Raw genomic sequence first — 18177 nt, 5'->3', positions numbered from 1 at the left:
CCACGCCGGGGGTGGTCCGGCCGGGCCCCGTGCCCCGGCCGGATCACCCGGTCAGGACCGCCAGCAGGGTGGTCAGGCCCACGGCGACGTCCAGCACCCCGCACCACTCCGCGTACCCCCGGGGCACCACCCGGCCAGTGCGGTGGTGCGCCAGGTCCCAGGCGGCGTGCCCGAGCCAGCCGAGGCCGACGAGCACACCGGCGAGGCCGTCCGGCCCGAGCAGGGCGCCGACCGCCAGCCCGCCCCAGCCGGCCAGCCCGGCGAGCTGCCACGCCAGGTTCCGGCGGTCGCCCCACTGCCGCCGCCAGGTGCCGATGAGCAGGTAGCCGGCCGGCAGCACCAGCAGCGTCCACGGGGAGAACACGGTCGGCGCGATCCAGAGGTCCACGGTCATCAGCACCGCCAGCCCGGTCGGCCACCGGCGCGCCACGGCTGCGGCCACCGGATGGCGGCGGGCCGGCGCCGGGTGCGCGTGCCGGTGCCGCAGCGCCACGAGGGCCATCGCCGGCAGCATCAGCAGGTGGCCGCCGAGCATCAGCGCGTCGTCCCCGACCAGCCCGGCCCACCAGGGCGGGAGCAGCAGCAGGAACGGCACGTACATGACGGCCACCATCTCGGCGGTCGCGGCCCACCCGTGGCCCCGGTGCCACATCCAGGCCGCCATGCCCAGCCCCATGTCGGTCGCCATCACCAGCGCGCCGACGTCCGCCCGGGCCAGCACGTCGGTGCCGCCCAGCCGCTCGGCGCCGGCCCGCCACAGCGGGCCGAGCAGCAGCATGCCGACCACCATCGCCACGACCATGCCGGCCAGGTGGCCGGCCAGCCGTCGGGCGTCCTCCCGCAGGGTTACGCGTACCGTCGTCTCCGTCATGCCCCGAGCCTGCCGACGCCCGTCGCACGGGACCAGGCGCGTCCGTCACCGGAAAACCGTGCGTGACGCACGGGTGTCGCGTGACATTCCGCAGGGGTGAACCGGGCGGCAACCGGCCCTAGGATCGGCGGACATGACGGTCGACGCGGCGGACCGCCGGCTGCGGCGGGCCCGGCAGCTCACCCTGGTCTCGCTGGCCACGAGCGTCGGGACCACCCTGCTGCTGCCCGGCGTCGGGCTGGCCCGCGAGCCGGACCCGCTGCGGCTGGCGCTCGGCCTCGTGGGGCTCGCCGCCGTCACCGCTGCCCAGGCGGCGGTGCTGCACGCCGCGGTCACCCCCTGGCTCGCCGGGCGGGCCCGGCGCCGCCGGCACGTCGCGCTGGCGGTGGCCGCCCTGGTCAGCCTGCCGCTCGTCGGCCCGGTCGCCGCCGGTGCCTGGCCGACCTGGGCCTGGCTGGGCGCGTCGCTGGTCGGCATGTCCCCGCTGCTGTTCCGGCCGCTGCCGGCCCTGCTCGCGGCGGCGGCCGTGCTCGGTGCCTCGGTCGCGGTGACCCAGGCGACCGGCGGGTCCCCGCGCGTCGCCCTGCTCGTCACGGGCGGCGTCGGCGCCGGGATCGCCGCGGTCACCTGGCTCCAGGTCTGGTTCTGGGACCTGCTCGTCGAGGCGCGGCAGGGGCAGGCCGCCGCGACCCGGCTCGCCGCCGCCGAGGAGCGGCTGCGCTTCGCCCGCGACGTGCACGACCTGCTCGGCCACGACCTCACCGTGATCGCGCTGAAGGCGGAGCTGGCCGAGCGGCTGGCGCCCGTGGACGCCGCCCGGGCCGGGCGGGAGGCCGCCGAGGTGCGCCGGCTCGCCGGTTCCGCCCTGACCCGGGTACGCGAGGCCGTGCACGGCTACCGCGCCGTCGACCTGGCCGAGCAGTTGGCCGCGGTGGGGGAGGTGCTGCGCTCCAGCGGGGTGCGCTGCACGGTGGTGCCGCCGGCCGGCGAGCTGCCCGCGCCGGTGGCCGCCGACCTGGCCGCCGTGCTGCGCGAGGCCGGGACGAACGTGCTGCGGCACAGCCGGGCCGACTGGTGCCGGATCGAGCTGACCCGGGAGGACGGCCTGGTGACCATGACGGTACGCAACGACGGCGCCGGCGGCGCCGGCCCGGACGGGCTCAGCGGCGGCCTGCGCGGGCTGGCCGACCGGCTCGCCCCGGCCGGCGGCAGCGTCCGCGCGTACGCCGAGGACGGGGTGTTCCACCTGGTGGCGACCGTGCCGGTGGCCTCGTGATCCGGGTACTGCTGGCCGACGACGAGGAGCTGATCCGGCTCGCCCTCGCGGCACTGCTCGATCTGGAGCCGGACCTGGAGGTGGTGGCGCACGCCGCCGACGGCCGCGCCGCCCTGGCCGCCGCGCTGGCCCACCGGCCCGACGTCGCCGTGCTGGACCTGGAGATGCCGGCGCCCGGCGGGGTCCAGGTCGCCGCCGAGCTGGCCCGCGTGCTGCCCGGGTGCGCCACCGTGATCCTCACCGGGCACGGCCGGCCCGCCCACCTCCGGCCCGCGCTCACCGCGGGCGCGCGCGGGTTCCTGGCCAAGGGCGCGCCGGGCGGTGCGCTGGCCGACGTGATCCGCCGGGTGCACGCCGGCGCCCGGTACGTCGACCCGGCGCTCGCCGCCGAGGCGCTGACCCTGCCGGAGTGCCCGCTCACCCCGCGGGAGCTGGAGACGCTGCGCCTGGCCGAGCTGGGCACCCCGGTCGCGGTGATCGCCCGGCGGACCCACCTGGCGGCCGGGACGGTCCGCAACCACCTGGCCGCGTGCGTGCAGAAGCTCGGCGCGACGGATCGGGCCGGGGCGGTCCGTCGGGCCCGCGAGGCCGGCTGGCTCTGACCGGCCCGCGGCGTCGGCCGGTCCCGTCGACAGCCGGCGGGGTGGCGGCGTCATGCCCGAACAGCACCGCCGGGCGGCGAGGGGTCAGGCGCGGGCCGGGCCGCTGTCGCGGGAGGCGGGCGCGGCGAGGACGGCCGGGTCGAGCGCGAGGGCGGCGGCCAGGGCGGGGCGGCCGGCCGGGGTGAGGCGGACCGCCCGGCCGGTGCCGCGCGCGGTCCAGCCGAGGTCGAGGAAGCGGCGGCAGAGCGCGGCGCCGAGCGCGCCGGCCAGGTGGGGGCGGCGCTCGGTCCAGTCCAGACAGTCCCGGACCAGTGGGCGCCGTGCGGCGCGCAGCGGCTCGACGGGCACGCCGAGGTCGGTCAGCCAGGTGGTCCCGGCCGGGGTCAGCGCCAGGCCACCGGCGCGGTCGAGCACGCCCCGGGCCAGCAGGGCGTCGTGCAGCAGCACCCCGAGCCGGCCGGCCAGGTGGTCGTAGCAGGTCCGGGCGTACGCGAGGGACGCCTGGGCCGACGCGGCGCGCAGCGTGCGGGGCGGGGCCGCCGGGGTGGGCACCCGGCCGGCCAGGTCCTCGATGAGCTGGGCCACCGACGGGTCGGCCAGGCGGACGTACCGGTGCCGGCCCTGCCGCTCCTCGGTCAGCAGCCCGCCACGGACCAGGCGGGTGAGGTGGTCGCTCGCGGTGGACGGGGCGACCCCGGCGGACCGGGCCAACTCGCCCGCCGTCCAGGCCCGCCCGTCGAGCAGGGCGAGGCAGAAGCCGGCCCGGGTCGGGTCGGCGAGCAGCGCGGCGAGCGCGGCCAGCGTCTGTCCGTCGGTGCGGGTGGTCATGCGGGCAATGCTGGCACGGGAATCGTTCGGTCCCCACCGACAGGTGCGCGTCGCTCTTTACATCGTTGTCTCCAACGTTGTAGAAACGGGGGCACCGCAGTGACCTCCGTCTACCTCCAAGGCAGGCCTGATGGGACACCTCCACCGCGGCGGCGTGCTCGCCGCCGCACTCGCTCTGCTCCTGACCGCGACGACGGCCGCGGCCGCCGCACCGGCTGCCGCGGCCGACCGCTACCGGAACCCGGTCTCGGCCGGCTTCGCCGACACCTTCGCCGACCCGGCCGTCGTCCGCGGTGACGACGGCCTCTGGTACGCCTTCGGCACCTCCGACCCGCTGCGCGAGGGCGAACGCCAGGCGCACCGGGTGCCGATCGCCCGCTCGGCCGACCTCGTTGACTGGACCTACGTGGGCGACGCCTTCGCGCCTGACCAGCGGCCGTCCTTCGCCGCGGCCGGGGCCGCGTTCTGGGCGCCCGACGTGCGCCGGATCGGCGACCGCTGGGTGATGTACGTGACCGTCACCGACACCACCGTCTCCGGTGACACCTTCGACACCGCGATCGGGGCGGCCACCGCGCCCACCCCGGCCGGACCGTGGACGTTCGCCGACGCGCCCGTGGTCGCCCCACGACCCGGCGGAGGCGGCGGCTACCTCTGGACCATCGACCCCAGCCAGTTCACCGATACCGACGGCCGGTCCTACCTGTACTTCGGCAGCTACTACGGCGGCGTCTCGGTCACCGAGCTCTCGCCCGACGGGCTGCGCGCGGTCGGCACGCCGACCCTGGTCGCCATCGACAACAAGTTCGAGGGCAGCTACGTGTTGCGCCACGACGGCTGGTACTGGCTGTTCGCCTCCACGGCGAACTGCTGCGCCGGTCCGGCAACCGGCTACTCGGTGCAGGTCGGCCGGGCGCGTGACCCGCGCGGGCCGTTCGTGGACCGGGACGGCCAGCGGCTGGACGTGTCCCGGGCCGGCGGCACGCCGGTGCTCACCCAGAACGGCAACCGGTGGATCGGGACCGGGCACAACGCGGTGCTCACCGACCTGTCCGGGCAGGACTGGATCGCGTACCACGCGATCGACCGGGCCGACCCGTACCTGGACGAGCCGTTCGGGATCAACGAGCGGCCGATGCTGCTGGACCGCCTCGACTGGGTGGACGGGTGGCCGACCGTCAACGCCGGCGCCGGCCCCTCCGAGGGGGCCCGGCCCGCGCCGGTCACCACCGGCCGGATCGACGCCCGCTTCGACACCGCCGACCTCGGCGCCTGGCGGGGCGGCACGGGCGACTGGCGGGTGACCGGCGGCGTCCTGGCCGGCACCGGCACGCTGACCGCCCGGGCCGGGCTCGGCGGCGACGTACGGGCCGAGGCCGACCTGCGCCTGACCGGCGCGGACGCGGCCGGGCTGCGGCTCGGCCGGGTGGCGGTCACGGTCGGCGGCGGCCGGCTGACCGCCCGGGAGAGCGGTGGCGCGACGGCGAGCGTGCCGCTGCCCACCGGGCTCGACCTCACCGACCGGCACAACCTGGCCGTCGAGGTGCGCGGCCGGCACCTCGTCGCCGAACTGAGTCCGGCCCGCCTCGGCGACCAGCTCGCCGTGGTGGCGCTGACGCTCACCCGGCCGGCGGCCGGTCCGCTCGCGCTCGTCGCCGAGGGCGGCACGGCGGAGTTCGACAACGTCAGCGGGGCCGGGCTGTACCGCCCGGTCCGGCACCCGGTCGCCCCGCCCCGGGTCGGCCCGGTGCTGTCCGGGTACTCCGACGAGTTCACCGACGGGCTCGACCCGGCCTGGCAGTGGATCCGGCCCAACCCGGCCGCCACGGTGAGCGGCGGCGCGCTGCGCTGGCCGGTCGAGTCGACCGACCTGGTGGGCACCGGCAACACGGCCGGGGTGCTGCTGCGTGACGCGCCCGCGGGCGACTACGTGGCGGAGACGAAGGTGACCCTCGACCTCGGCGAGGACCTCGTCCGCAACTACCAGCAGGCGGGCCTCGTGGCGTACGTGGACGACGACCGGTTCGCCCGGCTCGCCCAGGTGGCCATCTGGAACACCCGCCAGGTCGAGTACGGCTACGAGCTGCCCTTCGCCGGCCAGCCCGTGTACGGCGGCAGCATCGTCGGCACCCCGGCCACCACCACGTGGCTGCGGCTGGCCCACCACGTAGACCGGGTCACCGGCGAGCACGAGTTCCGGGCCGCCTCCAGCCGGGACGGCACGCACTGGACGTGGGGGGCGGTGTGGACCTTCCCGGCCGGCACCACGCCCCGGATCGGTCTGGTCGCGCACGGCGGCGCCACCCCGGCGGTGACCGCGGAGTTCGACTACCTGCGGTTCTACCGCTGACCGGTGCGACCGGGGCCGTCCGGCGACGGGCGGCCCCGGTCGGCCGTGGCCACCCCGGCTGCGGGCGGTCCCGGTCAGGCGCCGGGGCGCGGGCAGGCCGGGGCCAACTCGTGGACCGTCCGGGTGTCGCTGTCGTAGCTGCGGGCGGCCACGAACTCCCCGCCCGGCCGGTCCGGCCCGGCGACCGCCCGGGCCCGGCGGCGGTCGGCGTCGCGGAACCGCAGCGCCAGGCTCAGGTGCGGCACCCAGCGCCCGGGCAGGTGCCACGGCTGCGGCCCGGGCGCCTGGGCGAGCACGTCCCAGACCGCGCCGTGCAGGGCGACCAGCTGCGGCGTGGGGCGGACCAGCCAGACCAGGGGGGCGCTGCCGTCCAGGACCGCCACCCGGTCCAGCCGGGCCGGCAGCGGCAGCGCCGCGTCGCAGAGGTCGGCGAGGCGCTGCTCGGCGCCGGGCGGGAACTCGTCGACCGCGGCGAGGGTCAGGTGCGGCCGGTTCGTCGGGTGCGGGTGGCGGGCCAGGCTGGGCAGGCCGGCGGCGGCGAGCCGGTCCCAGGCCGCCCGTACCGCCTCGTCCAGCTCCGGCGAGCAGAGCAGTTCGACCGTACGCACGCCGTCAGGCTATCCGCCGGCGGTGTGCGGCGGCGTCCGGTGGGGAATGCCGGCACGAGCCGGCGCCGCGATCGTTCGGTCCGGGCCGAAAGGTCCCGGCCATACGGTCGAGCCATGAGTTGGCCGATGATCCCGCCCGCCCCGGACACGCCGCCCTGCGGCCCGCCGCTACCCGTCGACGACACCTGGGTGGTCACCCGGCACGCCGACGTCGTCGCCGTGCTGACCGACCCCGGGTACGTCGTGCCCGTCGCGCCCGGCGGGCCGCCGGGCACCCTGGCCTGGCTGCGCGGGACGGTCAGCCGGTTCAGCGCCCCGGACCGGCATCCCGGCCGGCGCGCGCTCGGGATGGCGGCGCTCCGCGACCTCGGCCCGGACGCGCTGCGCGAGGCGGCCGCCCGGCTGACCGGAGGGACGCTGGACCGGCTCGCCCCCGGGCGGGCCGGTGCCACGGGCGGCGGCGCGGGGGAACGCGGCAGCTCCGGGCCGGGGCACGCGGAGACCCGGGTGGAGGTGATGGGCGCGCTGGCGCGGCGCGTACCCGTGGAGGTGCTGGCGGAACGGCTCGGCCTGGCGGACCAGGCGGCGGAGGTGCCGGCGGTGACCGCGGTGGCCGCCGCCTACCACCCGGGCGCCGACCCCGCGGCGGTGGCCCGCGCCGACCGGGCGGTGGCCACGCTGCTGGCGATGTCGCCGCCGGCCCCGGCCGAGGCCGCCGCGAACCGGATCGGGCTGCTCGTGCAGGCCGCCGACGCCACCGCCGGGTTGATCGGCGCCGCCGTCCGGCACGGGCTCGCGGCGCCGGCCGCGCTCGGCACGGCCGACCTGCTGGCCGAGGTGCTGCGCCTGGACCCGCCGGTCCGCGCCACCCGCCGGGTCGCCACCGGCGCGCTGCGCCTGGGCGGCCGGGAGATCGGTCCGGACGCCACGCTGCTGCTCCGCTTCGACGCGGCCAACCGGGACCCGGCCGTCCATCCGGACCCGGACCGCTTCCGTCCCGGCGGCTCCGACCACGCCGGCCCCGCAGGCGCCGGCCACCTGGCTCTCGCCCACCGTCCCGTGCGGGCACTGACCTTCGGCGCCGGGCCCCGGGGCTGCCCGGGGGAGCGGCACGCCCTGGCCCTCGCCGCCGGCGTGGTCGACGTGCTCCGCGACCGGTGCCGGCCCGCCGGGGCCCCCGCCCGCTACGCCCCGCACCCCACCCTGCGTGTCCCGACCAACCTTGAGGTGACCTTCCGATGACCGACCGCGCCGCCGCCTTCCACGCCCTGCACCGCCCGGGCCGCCCTCTCCTGCTGCCCAACGCCTGGGACCACGCCTCCGCCGCGGCGCTGGCCGCCCGGGGCCACCCGGCCGTCGGCACGACCAGCCTCGGGGTGGCCGCGGCCGCCGGCCGGCCGGACGGGACCGGGGAGACCCGGAGCGAAACCCTCGACCTGGCCCGCCGGCTGCGGGACCTGCCGGTGCTGCTCACCGTCGACATCGAGGACGGCTTCGCTGACGACCCGGCGGCGGTGGCCGGGTACGTCGCCGAGCTGGCCGCGCTCGGCGCGGTCGGGGTGAACCTGGAGGACGGGCGCCCGGACGGCACCCTCGCGCCCGTCGAGCTCGCCGCCGCCAAGATCGCGGCGGTGCGGGCGGCCGTGCCCGGGTTGTTCGTCAACGCCCGCACCGACGCCTGGTGGCTGGGCGTGCCCGACCCGCTGCCGGCGGCGCTGGACCGGGCCGCGACGTACCGGGCGGCCGGCGCGGACGGGCTGTTCGTCCCGGGCGCGCCGGACGACACGCTCGGGTTGCTGGTGGCTGAGGCGGGCCTGCCGCTCAACGTGCTGCACCGCCCGGGCGGGCCGGACCTGGCCGCGCTGGGCCGGCTCGGGGTGGCCCGGGTCAGCACCGGCTCGCTGCTGTTCCGCGCCGCCCTGGGCGCCGCCCTGCACCTGGCCGACGCGGTCCGCACCGGCCGCGACGCCGGCCTCCCGGCGGCACCGGATTACGCCTGGGTGCAGGACCTCTCGGCCGGATGAGCACCTTACGGGGGAGATAGGAGGATTGTTCGGGGAGCTGCCGATCCTGGTAATTACGGTGTTTTCAGGTTCGACTACGCCGTGTCCTGCCCGGAGAGGGGCCGACCATGCGAGTGCCCAGCCGAAGCCAAGGCCACCAGCCCGGATCCGCCGTCGCGTCCGCCGCCCCCGCCCGCCGACTGCCCCCGGCCGTCGGCCGGCGTCCCGCGCCCGAGCAGCCGGACCTGGCCGCGTACCGGGTCGCGGTGGCGGAGCTGCTGGTCGAGGTGGGCGCCCTGGCGGACGCGCCGTCCACCACGGCCCGCCAGGTGCTGCTCGACCAGCGGCTGCGGGAGCCGGCCATCGCCGCCGTCCTCGACGCCACCCCGCAGGGCTTCGTCGGCGCCCGGGAGACCCTGCTGCTGGAGATGGCCCGTTACCAGCCCAACACCCGCAGCTCGGCGCACGACCTGACCGCGCTGGTGCGGATCTACCTGCTCTCCCGGATCGACGTGATGTGGTGGCGGGACAGCCCGACCTTCCTCACCGACGGCCAGGTCGACACCAGCACCGACCTGGTCGACCTGGAGTGGCTGCGCCGGCGCGGGCTGCTCGCCTTCCGCTACCAGGAGCAGCCCGCCACCGTCCTCGGTCGCGGGCTGCGGGCGGTCCGGCGGCGGCTGCGCCCCGACGCCACCCCGCGTACCGCCGGGCTGCGGTTCCGCCGGGCCCGGCGCGAGATGATCGCGCTGCTCAACGACGTGGGCCGGGAGTTCGCCGCGGCCGCCGGGCGGGGCATCCCGCCGCTCTGGGTCACCAGCCTGGCCCGCAGCGCCGAGCACCAGTACCGGCTGCGCCGTCTGGGCTACGCCGCCATGGTCCCCAGCGGGCACTGCCTCGGCTGGTCGGCCGACGTGGAGCTGGCCTGGTACGGGCGGTTCGGCGCCCGGGACCTCCTCGCCGACCTGCTGCTGGCCCGGCAGGAGGCCGGCGAGCTCAACGTGGTCGACGAGGGCCAGGTCTGGCACCTCTGCCTCGCGCCCGCCGCCCAGCGCCGGTTCCGGCGGGCGTACGAGGCCGAGATGGGGGTCTGAGCGGATGTGCGGGATCGCGCTGAGCATCGGCCCCGACGCCGACCCGGCCACCTTCCGCCGGATGCTGGCCGTGCTCGCCCCGCGCGGCGAGGTGACCGAGACCCGGCAGGAGGACGGCCTGCTCACCGGCGTACGGCGGTTGCGGGTGGTGGACCGCGAGCGGGCGGTGCAGCCGTGGGTCTCGCCCGACGAGCGGCACGTGCTCTGCTACAACGGCGAGGTCTTCAACCACCACGAGCTGCGCGCGGAGCTGACGCGGCTCGGGTACGGGTTCCGCACCGCCGGCGACACCGAGGTGGTGCTCGCCGCCTTCCGGCACTGGGGCGAGGAGGCGGTGCGCCGGCTGCGCGGCGAGTACGCCTTCGCGGTGGTGGAGCGGGCCACCGGCCGGGCCTACCTGGCCCGGGACCCGCTCGGCGTGAAGCCGCTCTACTGGTCCCGCGGCCCCGGCTGCCTGCACCTCGCCTCCGAGGTCAAGGCGCTGGTCGGGCACGGCGCGCCGATCAGCGAGGTGCCGCCCGGGCACCACGGCTGGGCCGAGCCCGACGGGCCGGTCCGGCTGCGCCCGTACGTCGACCTGCTCACCCTCGGCGCCGGGCTGCCGGTGATCGACGACCCGGACGAGGCCGCCCTCCTTGTCCGTGTCGCGCTCACCGACAGCATCCGGGTACGGCTGGACACCGACCTCACCGTCGGCGTGGTGCTCTCCGGCGGCCTGGACAGCTCGCTGGCCCTGCTGCACGCCCGGCAGCTGCACCCCGACTGCGTGGCGGTCACGGTCGGCGTGCCGGACAGCCCCGACGTGGCGTACGCCCGGCGGCTCGCCGCCGACCTGGGCGTGCCGCACGAGGTGATCGAGCTGCGCCCGCGCGACATCCGGCTGGCCGACGTGCGCGAGGCGATCCGGATCTCCGAGCTGACCGAGTACGGCGACATCATCAACGCGGTGGTCTCGGTGCCGATCTTCCGGCGGCTGCGCGAGCTGGGCGTCAAGGTGGTGCTCACCGGCGACGGCTCGGACGAGCTGTTCGGCGGGTACCCGATGTACCACCAGGTCGGCCCGGAGCGGTCCCGCCGGCTCTTCCTCCACAAGATCCGCAACCTGTGCCGGACCGAGCTGCAGCGGGTGGACCGGGCCAGCATGGGTCACGGCGTGGAGGCCCGGGTGCCCTTCCTCGACCTCAGCGTCGTCGAGCTGGCCATGCGGCTGCCGCTGGACCTGAAGCTGCGCGACGGGCAGGAGAAGTGGATCGTCCGGCGTGCCTTCGCGGACCTGCTGCCCGACTACGTCCGGCGGCGGCCGAAGAACCCGATGTCGTACTCGGCGGGGCTGCACGAGCGGGCCCGGCTCTACAAGCCGCTCTTCGCCCGGCTGCACCGCTCCTTCGGCTACCAGCTGCTCGAACCCGTCCGGCGGGACTTCGACAGCGTGCTGACCCGGTGCGGCAACGACCTGGACCGGGCCATCGCCGACGGGCTGGCGCGGCCGGACTACACCGTGCTGGAGCACGCCCGGGACCTGGTCGGCGCGGCCAGGTGGAACGCCGTGCCGGTGGTCCGGCGGCTGGTCGGCCCGCGCGCCGTCCGGCGCGTCGCGTCCCGTCCGTGACCCCGGCGCTGACCCGCGCGGACGGGCCGCCGCGCGCGCGGCGGCCCGTCCCCGCCACGCGAGGTCCGATCGCCGCCAGCCACCGACCGCGCGTTCGGCCAGGCTGGACGGCATGACGACGACGCGCACCAGGTACGTGATCGAACCCGTGCCCGCCGAGGTGCTGGCCGACGTGCGGCGCACCGGCCGCGACGCCTCCGGCCAGCCGACCGAGCGGTGCTGCGCCGAGGGCGGCGAGCCGCTGCGCTGCTGCCTCCGCGACGCCACCCGGGGCGAGTCGCTGCTGCTCTTCGGGTACGCCCCGCCGCTGCCGCCCGGCCCGTACCGGGAGGTGGGGCCGATCTTCGCGCACGCGGTCGACTGCCCCGGTCCGGCGGACGTGACGGCGTATCCGCCGGACTGGCGGGGGCGGCCCCAGGTGCTCCGGGCGTACGACCGGCGGGGCCGGATCGTCGGCGGCCGGCGGCACGACGGCGACGACCCGGAGGCGGTCGTCGCCGAGCTGCTGGCCGACCCGGCGGTGGACCGCCTGCACAGCCGCAACGTGGTGTACGGCTGCTACATGTTCACCGTGGTCCGCGGCTGAGCGCGTGACCGGCGGTGGCCGGGGTATCAGGCCGGGATGACCGGACTGGACGCGATCGTGGTGGGGCAGGTGGCCCGGGACCTCGTGCTGCTGGTGGACGAGGTGCCCGGCCCGTCCGGGACGGCCCCGGTGCGGTGCCGGCGGGAACTGCTCGGCGGCAAGGGGGCCAACCAGGCCGTCGGGCTGGCCCAGCTCGGCGTCCGGGTCGGGCTGCTCGGCGTGGTGGGCGAGGACGGGGTCGGCGACCGGCTGCTGGGCCGGGCCCGCAGCGACGGCATCGACGTCGCTCCGGTGCTGCGCCGGCCGGACACGCCGAGCGCGCTGATCGTGGACGTGGTGGACGCCCGGGGCCGCTGGCGGTACCTGGAGGACATTCCCGAGGCCACCCTGCTGAGCGAGGCGGACGTGACGGGCGCGGCCGAGGCGCTGCGGGCCGCCCGGGCGGTGGTGGTCCAGCTCCAGCAGCCGCTGCCCGCGGCGCTCGCGGCGACGCGGCAGGCCCGCGACGCCGGCCGGCTCGTCGTGCTCGACGGTGCGCCGGACGACCCGGACGGGTCGGTGGAGCTGCTGTCCCGGGCCGACGTGCTGCGGGCCGACGCGCGGGAGGCCGGCCTGCTGCTCGGCGGCGACCCGCCGAAGGACGCCGAGGCGGGGCTGCGCGCCGGCCGGGAGCTGGCCGCCCGGGGACCGGCGCTGGTCGCGGTCGAGGTGGCGGGGGAGGGGAACGCCTTCGTCTGGCCCGGCGGGGAGGTGTTCGTGCCGCTGAGCGAGACGCCCACGGTGGACAGCACGGGCGCCGGGGACGCCTTCGTGGCCGCCGTCACGGCCGGCCTGCTCCGCGACGAGCCGTATCCCCGGCTCGCCCGGTACGCGGTAGCGGCGGCCGGCGCGACGGTCGGCCACCCCGGTGGCCGGCCCGCCCTCACCGCCGAGGCGATCGAGGCGCAGTTGGCCCGGATCCCGGACCGCTGACGTCCCGGATGGACATCCGTCGCCGCCTCTTCTAGCGTCGCGGGCATGCGGAGGACCCTGCTCGCCACCGGGCTCGCCCTGCTCCTCGTGACCACCGGCTGCGGCGGGAGCGGCCGGCCCGCCGAGCCGGCCGGGGCCGGCACGCCGACGGCCTCCCGGCAGGACGCCGGCCAGGTCGAGCGGACCCTGGCCAGCCTGCGCCGGGTCGACGACCTGCCGTTGTACGAGATGACCTACGACGGTGACTACGACCCGACCGTCGGCGTCGCGGGCACCCCGCAGGCGACCCCGTTCGGCTGCTCCCTGTTCGCCGCCCGGGGCGACCGGAGCCGGCCGCTGTTCGCGCGCAACTTCGACTGGGACGCGAACCCGGCGCTGGTGCTGCGCACCGACCCGCCCGACGGGTACGCCTCGATCTCCCTGGTGGACATCTCCTACCTGGGGGTCGCCGCCGACCCGGCCGGCGACCGCCGGCTGCTGAACGCGCCGCTGCTGCCCTTCGACGGGATGAACGAGCGGGGCCTGGCCGTGGGCCTGGCCGCCGACGACGGCGCCACGGCGGAGCCGGTCCCCGGCCGGCCCACCGTGGGCTCGGTGCGCATCCTGCGCCTGGTGCTGGACTCGGCCGCCACGGTCGACGAGGCGATCGCCGTGTTCGGGCGCTACAACCTGGACTTCGACGGCGGTCCGCCGCTGCACTACCTGATCGCCGACGCGACCGGCGCGTCCGCGGTGATCGAGTTCGTGGACGGCGCGATGCGGGCCGAGAAGGGCCGGGGCGCCTGGCAGGCGCTGACCAACGTGCCGGCCGTCGGGGTGGCCGACCGCGACCTGCGCAACGACCACCGGTACGGGGTGCTGGCCGAGGCGCTGGACCGGGCCGGCGGGGCGGTGGACCCCCCGGCCGCGCTGCGCCTGCTCGACGCCGTACGGCAGGCGCACACCCGCTGGTCGGTGACGTACGGACTGCGCACCGGCGAGGTGCGGCTGGTCACCGCGGGCGGCGGCGAGCGCGACTACCGGCTGCGGATGGGCTGAGCCGGGCCCGACCCCGCCACGGGGGCCGGACCCGGCCGGCGGGTCACCAGCTCAGGTAGCCCGTCTGGGTCTGCACGTTCAGCTCGGGCACCTGGATCAGCCGCGCCACCCAGGTACGCGGGTCCCGCAGCTCCAGCACGTCCAGTCCCTTCTGGATGTCGCTGGAGTAGATGTGGCCGTTGTACCAGTAGGCCGACCAGGAGCCGCCGGTGCGCAGCCGCTCGGCGTCCAGCGGACCCCGCTCCCAGTAGGCGATCTCCTTGGGGTGCCGGGAGTCGGTGAAGTCCCAGACCGAGATACCGCCCTGGTACCAGGCCTGGACCATGATGTCCCGCCCGGGCACCGGCACCAGCGAACCGTTGTGCGCCACGCAGTTCTCGGTGTCGGCGTTGGCCCGGGGAATCTTGTAGTAGCTGCGGAACGCCAACCGGCGATCGTCGCCGCGGCCGGTGATGTCGTAGATGGCGTCCGCGCCGCGGCTCGGCCCGGTGGCCTCGTTGCAGGTCGCCGCGCCGCCCCCGCCCAGCTCGTCGGTGAAGACCACCTTGGTGCCGGAGTTGTTGAAGGTCGCCGAGTGCCAGAACGCGAAGTTCTCGGTGTCCCGGACCCGCTCGATGACCCGCGGCGCCTCCCGGTCGGCGATGTCGAGCAGGATGCCGTCGCCCATGCAGGCGCCGGCGGCCAGGTCCTTCGCCGGGTACGCGGTGATGTCGTGGCAGCCGGTGGTCGCCGACTTCTCACCCGGGATGCCCGGGTAGCCGCCGTCCGGGAAGAGGTTCGGGGTGGCCACCACGGCGGCGTCGGTCGGCGACCGCAGCGGCACCTTCACGATGGAGATCGAGTCGTGCGGCGGCTGGCAGTCCGGGAACTCGGCCCGCGGGCTGTACGACGAGACGTACAGGTAGACGGTCCGCTGGTCCTTGCCGGGCACGAGCGTGTGGGTGTGCGAGCCGCAGGCGGTCTCCACCGACTTGACGTACCGCGGGCCGCGCTTGTCGCTGATGTCGAAGACCTTGATGCCCTCCCACGACCCCTTCTCGGAGGCGGGCTGGGCGACGCTGCTGCAGGAGTCGTCGCTGCGGGAGGAGTCGGTGGAGAGGAAGAGGAGGTCGCCGTGGACGGAGATGTCGTTCTGCGAGCCGGGGCAGAGCACCTGCGACACGACGGTCGGCGCGCTCGGCCGGGAGACGTCGTAGATGACGAAGCCGTCGTAGTTGCCGACGAAGGCGTACCGGCCCTGGAACGCGATGTCGGTGCCGAACGCCGTGGAGGTGTCGAACGGCGCCTGCTTCGGCAGGTTGGCGACCTGGCGCAGGTTGGGGCTGCTGGAGATCTCGTCGACCCCGGGGACGGCGCTGTCCACGGTGGCCGGTGCGGTCGCCGCCCGGGGGGTCTCCTGGGCGCTGCTGGGTGGGGCCGTGACGACGCCGGCGAGGAGCAGGCCGGCGGCGGCGAGGCTGACGATCCGGGTTCGGGACGTGCGGATACTGATCATCGGCGGCACCCTCCGAAAGGGGATGATGATTTTCCACACCTTACCGGCCGATCACATACATCAATGTGACGCCGGTCACATCTAAGCGGGATTGTCTATGGATAGGATCGCTGCCACCTCGACCGGAGGGAGTGCCGTATGACCGGCCGGCAGGGACGTGTCTGGCTCGCCGTCACAGCGCTGGTGGTGCTCCTGGTCGGAGCCGGCGTGGCGCTGACCGGGCGGGGTGACGAGCCCGCGGCGGCGCCGGCGAGCCCGTCCGCCACCGGAACCGCGCCGGTGGCCGCGCCGCCGGTCGTCGTGCCCGGCCGGCCGGGGGAGCCGGCGGCCACCCGGGCCGCCCAGGAGGTCCGCGACGCCGCCCCGCCCCGCTACAACGGCCTCGACGTCTGGTACGTCCGGATGATGATCCCGCACCACCAGCAGGCCGTGGAGATGGCCACCCTCGCCCCCGAACGGGCCGCCGACCCCCGGGTACGCGCCGTCGCCGACCGGATCCGGGCCGCCCAGGGGCCGGAGATCGGGGTGCTGCGCGGCTGGCTCGACACCCGCGGGCTGGACGCCGAGGTGCCCGGTCACGACCACGGCGCGATGCGCGGGATGCAGTCCGCCGAGGCCATGCGGCAGCTCGCCGCCGCCCGGGGCGCGGAGTTCGACCGGCTCTTCGTGCGGATGATGACCGCGCACCACGAGGGCGCGGTCATCATGTCCACCGACCTGCTCAAGGTCGGCGCGGACCAGACCCTCCAGGAGTTCGCCAACGCCGTCGCCAGCGAGCAGTCCGCCGAGATCGCCCGCCTCCGCGAGCTGATCGCCCCCTGAGCCGCCGAATCTTGGACACTTTCCGTTCGCTACGCACGGCAAGTGTCCAAGATCGGAGATGGTTCACCCGCCGCAGCGACGTGCGCGGTAGCCCGTACGCTGGGTGATCGTGGACCGCATCGTCTTCGGCCGCCCGCTGCGCAGCGTCGCGTTCGACGCCGCCGTCTCCGGGGTGGTGGCCGTCTTCGCCGTGCTGGGGATCTTCGCCCAGCCGGGCGGGCTGGCGGCCACCGCCGTGGGCCTCGTGATGGCGGCGGTCCTGCTCTTCCGGCGGATCCACCCGTCGGCGGTGGCGGCCGGGGTGGCCGTGCTGGCGCTGCTCCAGGTCGTCGCCGGCTGGGGCCCGCTGGCCTACGACGTCGGGGTGCTCATCGCCCTCTACAGCGTGGTCAAGTACGCCGACCGGCTGCGCGACGGCATCCTGGCCGGGATCGTCGCCGCGATCGGCGTGCTGCTCGCCGCCGTCCAGATGCCCGGGCCGGCGCCGTGGTGGGCCGGTGCGATCTACTACGGCCTGGTCACCGGCGCGGTCTGGCTGGTCGGGCTGAACGTGCGGACCCGCCGGCTCTACGTGCTGACCCTGGAGGAGCGCGCCGCCACCCTGGAACGGGAACGGGAGGCCGAGTCCCGGGCGGCGGTCGCCGAGGAGCGCACCCGGATCGCCCGCGAGCTGCACGACGTGGTCGCGCACAGCATGGCCGTGATGATCGTGCAGGCCGACGGGGTCCGGTTCACCATCGACCGGGACCCGGCCACGGCCCGGGAGGCGGCCAAGGTGGTGGCGGACACCGGCCGGCAGGCGCTGGAGGAGATGCGGCGGCTGGTGGGCGTACTCCGGGAACCGAGCCGGCCGGAGCCGGCGGCCGCGCCCGACGGCACGCTCGACGCGGTGCCGGCGCACCGGCGGCCGGCCCTGGTCGAGCTGCCCGACCTGCTGGACCGCTTCCGCGCCGCCGGCCTGCGGATCACCGACACCGCCACCGGCACGCCGGTCGCCCTGCCGCCCGGCCTGGAGCTGACCGTCTACCGGGTGGTGCAGGAGAGCCTCACCAACGCGCTCAAGCACGCCGGGGTGGGCGCGGCGGTCGAGCTGCGCCTCGACTGGTCCGCGGACGCCGTCGTGGTCCGGGCGGTCGACGACGGGCGCGGCCGTCCGGTGGTCCGGCCGGCGCCGTCCGGCGGGCACGGCCTGGTCGGCATGCGGGAGCGGGTCGGGGTGTACGACGGCAGCCTCGCCGCCGGCCCGACCCTGGGCGGGGGCTGGCGGGTCGAGGCGCGGCTGCCGCTACCGTCGGCGCCGGGCACCGAGGAAGGGAAGGCGGCGGCATGACCGTCCGGGTGGTGATCGTGGACGACCAGGCGCTGGTGCGTGCCGGGTTCCGGATGGTGCTCGACTCCCAGCCCGACCTCGTGGTGGTCGGCGAGGCGATCGACGGCGCGGACGCGCTGCGGGTGCTGGACCGGGTCGAGGCCGACGTGGTGGTGATGGACCTGCGGATGCCGACCATGGACGGCGTGGAGGCGACGAAGCGGATCTGCGCCCGCCCGGCCGGTGGCCGGCCCCGGGTGCTGGTGCTGACCACCTTCGACACCGAGGCGGACGCGTTCGCCGCGCTGCGCGCCGGGGCGAGCGGCTTCCTGCTCAAGAACGTCCCGCCGGAGGACCTGCTCGCCGCGATCCGGGTGGTCGCCGAGGGCGACTCGGTGGTGGCGCCCTCGATCACGCGGCGGCTGCTGGACCGGTTCGCCGGGCAGCTCGGGCCGGCGCCCACCGAGGACCCGCGACTGGCCCAGCTCACCGAGCGGGAGCGGGAGGTGCTGCTGCTCGTGGCGCAGGGGCTCTCCAACGCCGAGATCGCCGCCCGGGTGCACGTCGCCGAGGCGACGGTGAAGACCCACGTCGGGCGGATCCTGGCCAAGCTCCAGCTCCGCGACCGGGTCCAGGCCGTGGTGCTCGCGTACGAGAGCGGGCTGGTCACCCCGGGCGGCTGACCCGGCGTACGACCTGGGTCGTACGGGTCCA

General features: G+C 76.6%; 17 protein-coding genes. 13 read left to right on the top strand and 4 right to left on the bottom strand.

Going from position 1 to position 18177, the window contains the following annotated elements; all coding sequences use genetic code 11:
• Positions 1-43: 43 nt before the first annotated feature.
• Complete coding sequence (locus tag IEY96_RS21390; RefSeq protein WP_189196603.1) at positions 44-871, bottom strand: hypothetical protein; 828 nt, start codon at positions 869-871, stop codon at positions 44-46.
• Between the two features lie 133 nt (positions 872-1004).
• Here IEY96_RS21390 and IEY96_RS21385 point away from each other — a divergent pair, with 133 nt between their 5' ends.
• Positions 1005-2147: a sensor histidine kinase gene (locus IEY96_RS21385; RefSeq protein WP_189196602.1), complete on the top strand. Its 1143-nt coding sequence runs from the start codon at positions 1005-1007 to the stop codon at positions 2145-2147.
• A complete protein-coding gene (locus IEY96_RS21380; protein WP_189196601.1) occupies positions 2144-2749 on the top strand; it encodes a response regulator transcription factor in 606 nt (201 codons plus the stop codon). Before IEY96_RS21385 ends, IEY96_RS21380 begins: the two co-directional genes overlap by 4 nt.
• An 84-nt stretch (positions 2750-2833) precedes the next feature.
• Here IEY96_RS21380 and IEY96_RS21375 read toward each other — a convergent pair whose 3' ends face one another.
• The gene (locus IEY96_RS21375) at positions 2834-3577 is read right to left on the bottom strand and encodes an ArsR/SmtB family transcription factor (RefSeq protein ID WP_189196600.1); all 744 of its coding nucleotides are present in this window, start codon (positions 3575-3577) and stop codon (positions 2834-2836) included.
• A 130-nt stretch (positions 3578-3707) separates the two neighbouring features.
• Here IEY96_RS21375 and IEY96_RS21370 point away from each other — a divergent pair, with 130 nt between their 5' ends.
• Positions 3708-5927: a glycoside hydrolase family 43 protein gene (locus tag IEY96_RS21370; RefSeq protein ID WP_189196599.1), complete on the top strand. Its 2220-nt coding sequence runs from the start codon at positions 3708-3710 to the stop codon at positions 5925-5927.
• 74 nt (positions 5928-6001) lie between these two features.
• Here the strand turns inward: IEY96_RS21370 and IEY96_RS21365 are convergent, their stop codons facing one another.
• Positions 6002-6535, bottom strand: a complete 534-nt coding sequence (locus IEY96_RS21365) for a 2'-5' RNA ligase family protein (protein WP_189196598.1) — start codon at positions 6533-6535, stop codon at positions 6002-6004.
• 114 nt (positions 6536-6649) lie between these two features.
• Here IEY96_RS21365 and IEY96_RS21360 point away from each other — a divergent pair, with 114 nt between their 5' ends.
• The 7 genes from IEY96_RS21360 (at position 6650) to IEY96_RS21330 (ending at position 13837) form a co-directional block, all read left to right on the top strand.
• Positions 6650-7777 carry a cytochrome P450 gene (locus tag IEY96_RS21360; RefSeq protein ID WP_229791763.1) on the top strand — a complete coding sequence of 376 codons (1128 nt, stop codon included), beginning with the start codon at positions 6650-6652 and terminating at the stop codon, positions 7775-7777.
• Positions 7774-8559 (top strand): isocitrate lyase/PEP mutase family protein, encoded by a 786-nt coding sequence (locus tag IEY96_RS21355; protein ID WP_189196597.1) that lies wholly within the window; start codon positions 7774-7776, stop codon positions 8557-8559. The genes IEY96_RS21360 and IEY96_RS21355 overlap by 4 nt, the downstream gene beginning before the upstream one ends.
• Positions 8560-8666: 107 nt before the next feature.
• Positions 8667-9632 carry a hypothetical protein gene (locus IEY96_RS21350; RefSeq protein WP_189196596.1) on the top strand — a complete coding sequence of 322 codons (966 nt, stop codon included), beginning with the start codon at positions 8667-8669 and terminating at the stop codon, positions 9630-9632.
• A 4-nt stretch (positions 9633-9636) separates the two neighbouring features.
• The gene (locus IEY96_RS21345; RefSeq protein WP_189196595.1) at positions 9637-11241 is read left to right on the top strand and encodes an asparagine synthetase B family protein; all 1605 of its coding nucleotides are present in this window, start codon (positions 9637-9639) and stop codon (positions 11239-11241) included.
• Positions 11242-11353: 112 nt separating this feature from the next.
• Complete coding sequence (locus tag IEY96_RS21340; protein WP_189196594.1) at positions 11354-11827, top strand: DUF1203 domain-containing protein; 474 nt, start codon at positions 11354-11356, stop codon at positions 11825-11827.
• Positions 11828-11863: 36 nt separating this feature from the next.
• Positions 11864-12799 (top strand): PfkB family carbohydrate kinase, encoded by a 936-nt coding sequence (locus IEY96_RS21335; protein ID WP_189196593.1) that lies wholly within the window; start codon positions 11864-11866, stop codon positions 12797-12799.
• A 45-nt stretch (positions 12800-12844) separates the two neighbouring features.
• Positions 12845-13837: a linear amide C-N hydrolase gene (locus tag IEY96_RS21330; protein WP_189196592.1), complete on the top strand. Its 993-nt coding sequence runs from the start codon at positions 12845-12847 to the stop codon at positions 13835-13837.
• 43 nt (positions 13838-13880) lie between these two features.
• On the opposite strand, the gene IEY96_RS21325 is transcribed toward IEY96_RS21330, so the two are convergent.
• Positions 13881-15332: an LVIVD repeat-containing protein gene (locus IEY96_RS21325; protein ID WP_189196591.1), complete on the bottom strand. Its 1452-nt coding sequence runs from the start codon at positions 15330-15332 to the stop codon at positions 13881-13883.
• Positions 15333-15470: 138 nt separating this feature from the next.
• Here IEY96_RS21325 and IEY96_RS21320 point away from each other — a divergent pair, with 138 nt between their 5' ends.
• The 3 genes from IEY96_RS21320 (at position 15471) to IEY96_RS21310 (ending at position 18146) form a co-directional block, all read left to right on the top strand.
• Positions 15471-16154: a DUF305 domain-containing protein gene (locus IEY96_RS21320; protein WP_189196590.1), complete on the top strand. Its 684-nt coding sequence runs from the start codon at positions 15471-15473 to the stop codon at positions 16152-16154.
• A 103-nt stretch (positions 16155-16257) separates the two neighbouring features.
• On the top strand, positions 16258-17484 hold the full coding sequence (locus tag IEY96_RS21315) for a sensor histidine kinase (RefSeq protein WP_189196589.1): 1227 nt from the start codon (positions 16258-16260) through the stop codon (positions 17482-17484).
• Complete coding sequence (locus tag IEY96_RS21310; protein WP_189196588.1) at positions 17481-18146, top strand: response regulator; 666 nt, start codon at positions 17481-17483, stop codon at positions 18144-18146. The genes IEY96_RS21315 and IEY96_RS21310 overlap by 4 nt, the downstream gene beginning before the upstream one ends.
• The last annotated feature ends 31 nt before the right edge of the window (positions 18147-18177 follow it).

The organism is Micromonospora fulviviridis (assembly GCF_014648395.1).
Classification (GTDB): domain Bacteria; phylum Actinomycetota; class Actinomycetes; order Mycobacteriales; family Micromonosporaceae; genus Micromonospora; species Micromonospora fulviviridis.
Note: the sequence above shows the minus strand (reverse complement) of the source record. Positions and strands in the feature narration are given on the sequence as shown.